The 8,070-nt window shown below is 54.1% G+C and carries 6 protein-coding genes and 1 pseudogene; all 7 read right to left on the minus strand.

Annotated elements, in window-relative coordinates:
* Positions 1–1,170 (minus strand): annotated as a pseudogene (locus tag AQR02_RS33140) (DEAD/DEAH box helicase); the annotation flags it as partial.
* A gap of 379 nt (positions 1,171–1,549) precedes the next feature.
* Positions 1,550–3,226 carry an ABC1 kinase family protein gene (locus tag AQR02_RS20720; protein ID WP_054942335.1) on the minus strand — a complete coding sequence of 559 codons (1,677 nt, stop codon included), beginning with the start codon at positions 3,224–3,226 and terminating at the stop codon, positions 1,550–1,552.
* Positions 3,227–3,574: a phasin family protein gene (locus tag AQR02_RS20725; protein ID WP_054942336.1), complete on the minus strand. Its 348-nt coding sequence runs from the start codon at positions 3,572–3,574 to the stop codon at positions 3,227–3,229.
* Positions 3,575–3,678: 104 nt separating this feature from the next.
* Positions 3,679–4,311: a ThuA domain-containing protein gene (locus tag AQR02_RS20730; protein ID WP_054942337.1), complete on the minus strand. Its 633-nt coding sequence runs from the start codon at positions 4,309–4,311 to the stop codon at positions 3,679–3,681.
* A 137-nt stretch (positions 4,312–4,448) separates the two neighbouring features.
* Positions 4,449–5,261 (minus strand): uroporphyrinogen-III synthase, encoded by an 813-nt coding sequence (locus AQR02_RS20735; protein ID WP_054942338.1) that lies wholly within the window; start codon positions 5,259–5,261, stop codon positions 4,449–4,451.
* A 91-nt stretch (positions 5,262–5,352) separates the two neighbouring features.
* Positions 5,353–7,389: a methyl-accepting chemotaxis protein gene (locus AQR02_RS20740; protein ID WP_054942339.1), complete on the minus strand. Its 2,037-nt coding sequence runs from the start codon at positions 7,387–7,389 to the stop codon at positions 5,353–5,355.
* A gap of 239 nt (positions 7,390–7,628) precedes the next feature.
* The gene (locus AQR02_RS20745) at positions 7,629–8,024 is read right to left on the minus strand and encodes a Fur family transcriptional regulator (RefSeq protein WP_054942340.1); all 396 of its coding nucleotides are present in this window, start codon (positions 8,022–8,024) and stop codon (positions 7,629–7,631) included.
* Between the last annotated feature and the right edge of the window lie 46 nt (positions 8,025–8,070).

Here is an 8,070-nt window from a genome sequence, read left to right on the forward strand (position 1 = left end):
GCCCCGCGGGGAGCCGCCGCCCTGCACAGCGGTGAATTCGCCTACGCCGAATTCATCCTTCTCGTAGCGGCGGCGGTCCAGCTGCTGGGAAATCCCGTGCTCGATCAGATCGAGCAGGTTGTATTCACGCGGCGAGGCGAGGGTGATCGCCAGGCCTTCGCCGCCGGCCCGGCCGGTCCGGCCGATCCGGTGGATATAGCTGTCCGCATCCAGCGGCAGGTCATAGTTGAAAACATGGGTAATGCCTTCAACGTCAAGACCCCGGGCGGCAACGTCCGTTGCAACCAGAAGCTGCAGCTTGGCATCGCGGAACCGCTTCATGACCGCTTCACGCTTGCCCTGGGACAGATCACCGTGCAGCTCGTCACAGTCGTAGCCGGCTGCCTGCAGCGCTTCGTTCAGCTTCGAAACCCGGCGCTTGGTCCGGCAGAAAATAATCGCAAGGTACGGACGGTCCCGCTCAATTAGTGCCTGCAGCGCTTCTTCCTTATTGCGGTCTGAGCATTCAACGACCTGCTGGCGGATATTGTCCAGCGGGATCGGCGAGCCGCTCTTGATGATGATATCTAGCGGCTCCTTCATATAATTCGCAGCCAGACGTTTGATCGGATCCGGCATCGTCGCAGAGAAAAGCATTGTCTGACGGCGGTAAGGCACAGCCGTGATAATCGTCTCCACATCCTCCAGGAAGCCCATATGCAGCATCTGGTCTGCTTCATCGAGGACGAGCATCTTCACTCCGTTCAGATCCAGCGTCTCGCGGCGCATATGATCAAGCACTCTTCCCGGCGTACCGATAATCAGATGTCTGCCGCCTTCCAGCTTGCGCAGCTGTTTCTCTACATCCTGCCCGCCGTATACCGCCAGAATCTTCACACCCGTATGACGCGCCAGCTTGCGCGCCTCTTCGGTAATCTGCAGTGCCAGCTCGCGCGTCGGCGCCAGAATCAGCGCCTGCGGATAAGCCGCCTCTACGCGGATCTTGTCCATAATCGGCAACAGGAAGGCCAGTGTCTTCCCGGTACCTGTCTTTGCTCTGGCAATGACGTCCAGACCCTGCACCAGCGGCGGAATAGATTCTTCCTGGACCGGCGTCGGCTTGACGATGCCTTGTCCTTTTAGCAGATCAGTTAATACCTCAGAAACTCCTAATCCCTTAAAACCTGACAATTGCTCCACCTCACTAAATTCTTGGATTTATTCTGCTTACATAACTTATAGGCATCCATGTTCGGAGTAATGTACGTTCATATTCCCTCATTAAGGGGCAAACAAAAGCGGAAGAACCCGTCTACCCAGGTCCTTCCGTCCCATTTGCCGCCTCTTGCCCTGCAGGTGTGCGGTCAAAGTTCGGTTTCTAGGGCAGCAGCGATCCACCGGACATACATGACGGCACTCCTTTTGCGTTCCATTACACTCTATACAATAGTCTGTCCGGCTTTTGGCGCACGGAAACAGTAAGCTTAGAAAGTTATCCTTCTTATTGTACTTGATATCAGGGCATTTGTGTGTAACTGCGCGAGAATAATTATTACGGGCTCCATTGTATCTAGAATCTGCCCGATTTAAAAATCGACAGCAGCAGCCAGATCACCATCAGCAGCGCTATGACTGAACCGATCTCCACGGTGGGGAAATCCCACAGCACAGAAGGCTCGCCGCGCAGCGATGAGCCGATAATCAGCCCGGCCATAATGATGCTGAAGGCAAGCAGCACAATGCTGAATGACAGGCGGTTGCCGACCCGGCTGAACTTATGCTCCAGATCCTTCAGCTCGGGAACCACCACTTCCACCTTCAGTTTGCCGCTGCTGATCAGCGCTGACAGCTGGCGGGCCTGTGAAGGCAGCTCCACCAGGCTTTCAGCCAGATCAGCGACACCGCCGAGCAGCTTGCGCTGCACCCGGCTGCTGCTGAAGCGCTGCTTCACCAGCTGCCTGCCAAAGGGCTCAGCCATCTGCACAATACTGAAGGAAGGGTCCAGATTCGCCACAATCCCCTCCAGCGTCAGCATCGTTTTGCCAAGCATCGCCAGGTCCGGCGGAATGACCAGCCTGTGCTTACGGGCAATGCCGAACAAATCGTTCAGCGCCTTGCCGATACTCACCTGATTGAACGGGATGTCATAATAGGACTCCCTCATCCGGTCCATATCATCCCGCAGCGCGGCACGGTCGGCATTCTCGGGAATAACCCCCAGACGCAAAATCGCCCGCACCATCGAATCGGTATTCCTGCGCATCAGCGCAATGACCAGCGCAGACAGGCTGTCCTTCATCTCTTCACTGAGCCGCCCGACCATCCCGAAATCAATCAGTGCCAGCTTGCCGTTCTCCAGCAGCATCACATTGCCGGGATGGGGATCGGCATGAAAAAATCCGTGAATAAAGATCTGGTCCAGCATCATCTCTACCAGCTGCTGCGCAATGGTCTTCAGCTTCATCCCCCGCCCCAGCAGCTCCTCCCGGCGGTTCAGTGTAATCCCGCTGACGAATTCCATGGTCAGCACCCTGGCCGAGCTGTAGTCCCAATAGATCGCGGGAATTACAACCTTGGCCTTAGCTTGCTCCGGCTGCTGGCCGGCAATGCGCTCGGCATTGCGGCCCTCCTGGGCGTAATCCAGCTCGGCCAGCAGGGAGCGTGAGAATTCCTCCACCATCCGGGTCAGTCCATATTGCTTCGCCCAGTCCAGCCGTCTTTCGGCCAAGGCGCTTAAATCCTGAAGAATTTCCAGATCCCGGTTCATCGTGCGCGTCACACCCGGACGCTGTATCTTAACCGCTACGCTCTGGCCGCCGTGCAGCACGGCCCGGTGCACCTGGCCAATCGAAGCCGCAGCGATAGGGGTATCCTCAAACCTTTGAAAAATTTCATCAAGCGGCTGATCCAGCTCCTGCTCGACAATACTCCGCGCCGTCTCCGCCGAAAACGGCGGCACATTATCCTGCAGCTTGACCAGCTCCGCTATAATGGGCTCGGGCAGCAAATCGGAACGGGTGCTGGCGAGCTGGCCTAACTTCACAAAGGTCGGTCCTAAATCCTCCAGCACGCGGCGTATGCGCTCTCCTACTGTCAGACTCGTATGAATCTCCTGCGTCATAATCCGGCGCGGTAATGACAGCAGATGGTAGAGCCCCAGCTCCTCCACCATATAGCCGAAGCCATGACGCATTAGCGCCATGGCAATGGTCCGGTACCGCCCGGCATGTCTGATTCGAACTGCCATTTAATCCGTACGCGTATCCGTGATAGTATCCTCCTGGGGAGAGGTGCCCTCCAGCTCGGCTACACGCCGCTCAAGTGCGGCAATCCGTGTCTCGAGTTCAGTAACATCGCTCTGTGCAGGAACCTTCAGCTCCTTGAGCACACGCTGAACCTGCTCCTGTACGGCGGTCTTGAACGCACCGCGTTCTTCTTCGCCGCGTTCCACCAGCCGGTCAACAAGCGCTTTGGACTCTGAGGGAGCGAGCTCCCCGCGTTTAACCAGCTCATCTACTGCCTTCTCGACCTTCTCTTTGCTGACAATGGTGAGGCCTACTCCTAAAGAGATTGCTTTTTTGAACAGATCACTCATGGCACTTTCCTCCCAAAGATTCCAGTTATGGATAAAGTATACCCCTTGTCGGCCTATTTCACAAAATTCAGGCTGCAAGGGGCAGGTTTAATGACAAAATGAAGTTATCTGGGAATGCGGGCTGCCCAAGTTGCCGCCCGCAGAATTAATTCACGGACTGCAGGATGGCGGAAGGAGGGCTCATGATGACCGGGCATCAGGAACACTACGCGTCCCTGCCCGTAACTGTGACACCACGCTGCCGGGTACGTTTCGCCGTCCGCCTCATATTCAAGCAGGATGGTTTTTTCTGTAAACGGATCGAATTCAAAGCGGTACGGCTCCTCATCCAGCTGAAAGTCCTCCATGCCCTCGGTAATATCATGCTCCTGTACTTTAAAGTTCAGGGAGGTATACGGCGGATGGCCGGTAAATCTGCCGCCGATCAGCTGGGCCAGCTCATAGCGTTTGGCCAGTGATATGCCGGTATGCATAACAATGAGTCCTCCCCCTCCGCTCACATAACTAAGCAGACCTGCGGTCTGCTGGGGAGAAACCGTCTCGTTCCACAACTCATTATAGGAAATGCAAAGATCATAGCCGGCTAAATGCTCTCCGAGCAGCAGCTTTTTATTCTCTGAGCATTGTACGGTCAGCAGGTCATTCAGAATTTCGCTGATTTGTTTGTCCACGCCCTGCAGCGGGTGGAAGCGGGGATGGGTATAATCGCCCAGCAGCAGGCATTTTCTCTTGTCCATAGGTATCCTCCTTCAAGGTTCTTCGGTTTAAAAACGTCGCACATGTTGCTACTATTCTAAGTAAAACTGCTCCGGATGTCCATGCTCAGGCAAAAACAAAACCCGCCCAGGGGCGGGAATGAATTTCTTCGCCTGACTCAGCGCCTCGCGGCTACATAACGCCCCAGTTCAACGAACATACTCCCCATCCGTTCATGTTCGGGCATCACGATCCTTTGCACGCCTTCCTCTAATAGGGCTTGGGAAGTGATCTTCCCTACAGAAACGGCCAGCACTCCATGTTCGAAGGCCTGTACCATTTCTTCCAGCTTACCCTGCTCCCGTGCGTGCCCGGACAGGAAGCGGAATTGCGGCGCACTGGTAAAAGCTACGGCATCTACCTTGCTCTCCAGGATGTCGGCCAGCAGCAAATCCAACGCTCCCGGCTCCGGCGGGGTATGGCGGTAAGGCTGCACCTCACGGACCCTTGCTCCGGACGCTTCCAGCCAGGCTGTGAGCCTGGGGGCTGATTCTCCATGCAGCTGCAGCACGATCTCTTTGCCCTGCAAATCGAATTCCTGCAGCCCGCGGATCAGCCCGCTGGTGCTTCCGTCGTCATCACGGACAGCCGGGACAAGTCCGCGTTTCTTCAGGGCATTGACTGTTTTGTAGCCCCGCGCAGCAATAGGTGAACCGGCGAGAATCTCCAGAAACCGGCTGGCGATCCCCATATTCTCAGCCATGCCGAATATCGCGTCCAGCCCCATTCCTGTTGTCAGAATGACCCAATCCGGCGGCTGTAAGGTCCAGGCGGTCAGTCCTTGACGCAGCGCCTCGTCATCCAGAAATACCGTACCCTGGGCCGGACGATACACTGCCGTGCCGCCCATATTCTCCACAAGCCTGGCCATTTCCTCTGATTTGCGCGGACCTGCCAGAGCGACAGTAATCCCCTTTAATTGCTCTGCCATGAACTCTTCTCCCCCTCGTAACCCTGCATTATTGTTTATCAGTATACTTGCAAAGGGCGGGAAAAGAAAAGTGCTGCCGGGTAATTCCCGGTCAGGAAGCGCTGCCGGTATCCTCAGACTTGACCTGAACTGCAGCGGACCCTGCCTGCTCAGGATAAAGCTTGAAGCGGCCCACCAGCTTCTGCAGCTCTTCCGCCAGATGGCTCAGGTTCATCGTCGAAGAGGAGATTTCCTCCACGGCCGCGAGCTGTTCCTGAGCAGCTGCAGAGATCGTCTCTGTATTGCCGGCAGCCTCCCTGGAAATGCCGCCAATCTCGCCGATTGCCCGTTCCATGCTTACGGCTTCGGAAGTCAGGGAGCGAACGGCCCCGTCCATCGCTTCAATTTTTTCCGCTGCACCTTTAACTGCCCTGCGGATCCGTGAGAACGAACGGCCGGTGGTATCCACGGCCAGGATGCCGTCCGACACCTTGCTCTTCGCGCTTTCCATCGTCACTGTTGCCTGCTTCATCTCTTCGTTAATGGAGAAGATCTGCTCAGAGATCTGCCGGGCCGATTTCTCCGATTCTTCCGCCAGCTTGCGTACTTCAGAAGCGACCACTGCGAAACCGCGCCCCTGCTCACCCGCACGTGCGGCTTCGATGGAAGCGTTCAGTGCGAGCAGATTGGTCTGCCGCGAAATTCCCGTGATTACGCCGACAATGCCGTGAATCTGCTCCGTGCGCTCATTTAGTTTATCGATTACCCCGCCCAGCTCCTCCACGGTCTCATGAATGCCATTGATTTTGTCCACCACACTGATTACCGAATCGTTGCCCTCGGAAGCAGACTGCGACGTCTTGTCCATCATTGCCGAGACCTGCTCCATGAAACCGGAAATGTTCTGAACCTCACCAGCTGTGGCTGCTGTGCTCTCCATTCCCTTTTCCACACTGTCCGCCTGGCGTTCTGTACCCGCCGCTACTTCCTGAATCGCCAGAGTGACATGCTCGATGGCTCTGGTTGTCTGCTCAGCGCCGGCTGCAAGCTCTTCAGCAGAAGAGGACACATCGTCGGTCATCTCCTGCACACCGATAATCATTTCACGAAGGCTCGCGACCATTGACCGGAAGTTGTCGGCGAGCATACCGAGCTCATCCCGGCGGAAGATTCCAATATCCTCTGAAAGATCTCCCTTCGCAATGACCGCGGTAGCTTTGCGGAGCCTGTTAAGCGGCCGCAGGATAGACTCTACATTGAAGTAGATCAGTACCAGTGCCAGCAAGACTGAGATGCCGATCACAAGAATGGCGGTATTGCGGATGTCGGATGTCGCGCTGGATACTTCACTTTTACTGATGGTACCCCCGATTCTCCAGCCGGTTAGATCATTCAGCTTATACGTCATTTTTTTATGTAAATCCTTGTAGACATAATTAAAGGAGCCGGATTCGGATTCGAACATCTTCTTCACAAATTCCTCTGTGGATTCCTGCCCTAGCGTCTCAGTAGGATGTACAAGGTACTTTTTGCTGCTGTCGACAATAAATATATAACCCTGCTCGCCTACTTTAATACTGGTCAGATCAGCCAGGGCCGACAGATCAAGGTCGAGCGCCACCACGCCATCCCCCCCTTCAAGCACAGCCGAGATAGCGATCGCCGTCTCCTTATTTACTGTCTCAAAGGCCGGAGAGATTACGATACCCTGGCCGTGCTTAAGGGCACTGATATAGGAATTCTGCTTGCGCGGATCATACCCGTCCGGAAGCTTAGCCTCAGAAGCATGTAACGTACTGGCCCGGCTCGTTCCAACATAAATATCAAGTACATCCGGATGCAGTGCAGCATATTCCTTCAATCGGGCAGTAATATCAGCCGGGGCTCCTCCCGATTCTGCATTGACCGCCTCTGCTGTAAGCTGTGCAGCGAAATAATTGATATCGTTTATTTTAGACTGGATGTTGGCATTGATGATCTCATTGACTGCCGCTACGCTCTCCGCAGCATTATTCATCAGTTGTCCTTCTACCCTGCTGCTGGCGGATTGATAGGTCTGCCAGCCGATAATGATGCTGGGAACCAGCAGGACAAGCAGGTATGTAAGAATAAGCTTCATACGGATGTTTATGTGGAATTTTTTATTCATGGGATTCACGCTCTCTTTCGTCTGGGTCTTAAGTATGAATGATTTAGTACTAGGATATATATAATTATATATCGCACGTTAAATCCCTTTTTTTGAGCATTATTTATTCTTATAATCCTATAACATCTGAGAATTTTGATAGAAGAGCAAAAAAAGACCGTTCAAATGAAAACGGTCTTTTGTTATATATTTAACCTTTTCTTGCAGCCGCCCTGAATATTGCAGGTCCTGTCCAGCCCTTAATTTACAATTTTATTCTTACAGGCCGTGCATACGCCTCCGAATACTACATGGGCATGGGAAATGGTATATCCGGTTTCCTCAGCCACTGTATTCATCCATTCCTCCGGCACATGGGTCATTACTTCATCCACAGCACCGCAGACATCGCAAAGGATATGCTGGTGATCGTCCAGGCGGGCATCGTATCTGCTGGCGGCCTCACCCAGCTTCAGCTCACGGATCATCTGTTTATCTGTAAGATAACGCAGCGAGTTATACACCGTGCCGTAGGCCAGGTTATGTCCCTGCTCTACCAGCCGGTTCATCACTTCTGCGGCAGTCGGATGGTCATGCGAATTACGGACGATATCATAAACGGCTTGCCGCTGTGAGGTCAAATTCAGGGTTCTCATCTTTATCATCCTTTAACTTATTTTTAGATCAAGTATAAATCCTGAA

This window comes from Paenibacillus ihuae (genome assembly GCF_001368795.1).
In the GTDB taxonomy this organism is placed as follows: Bacteria; Bacillota; Bacilli; order Paenibacillales; family Paenibacillaceae; genus Paenibacillus_AQ; species Paenibacillus_AQ ihuae.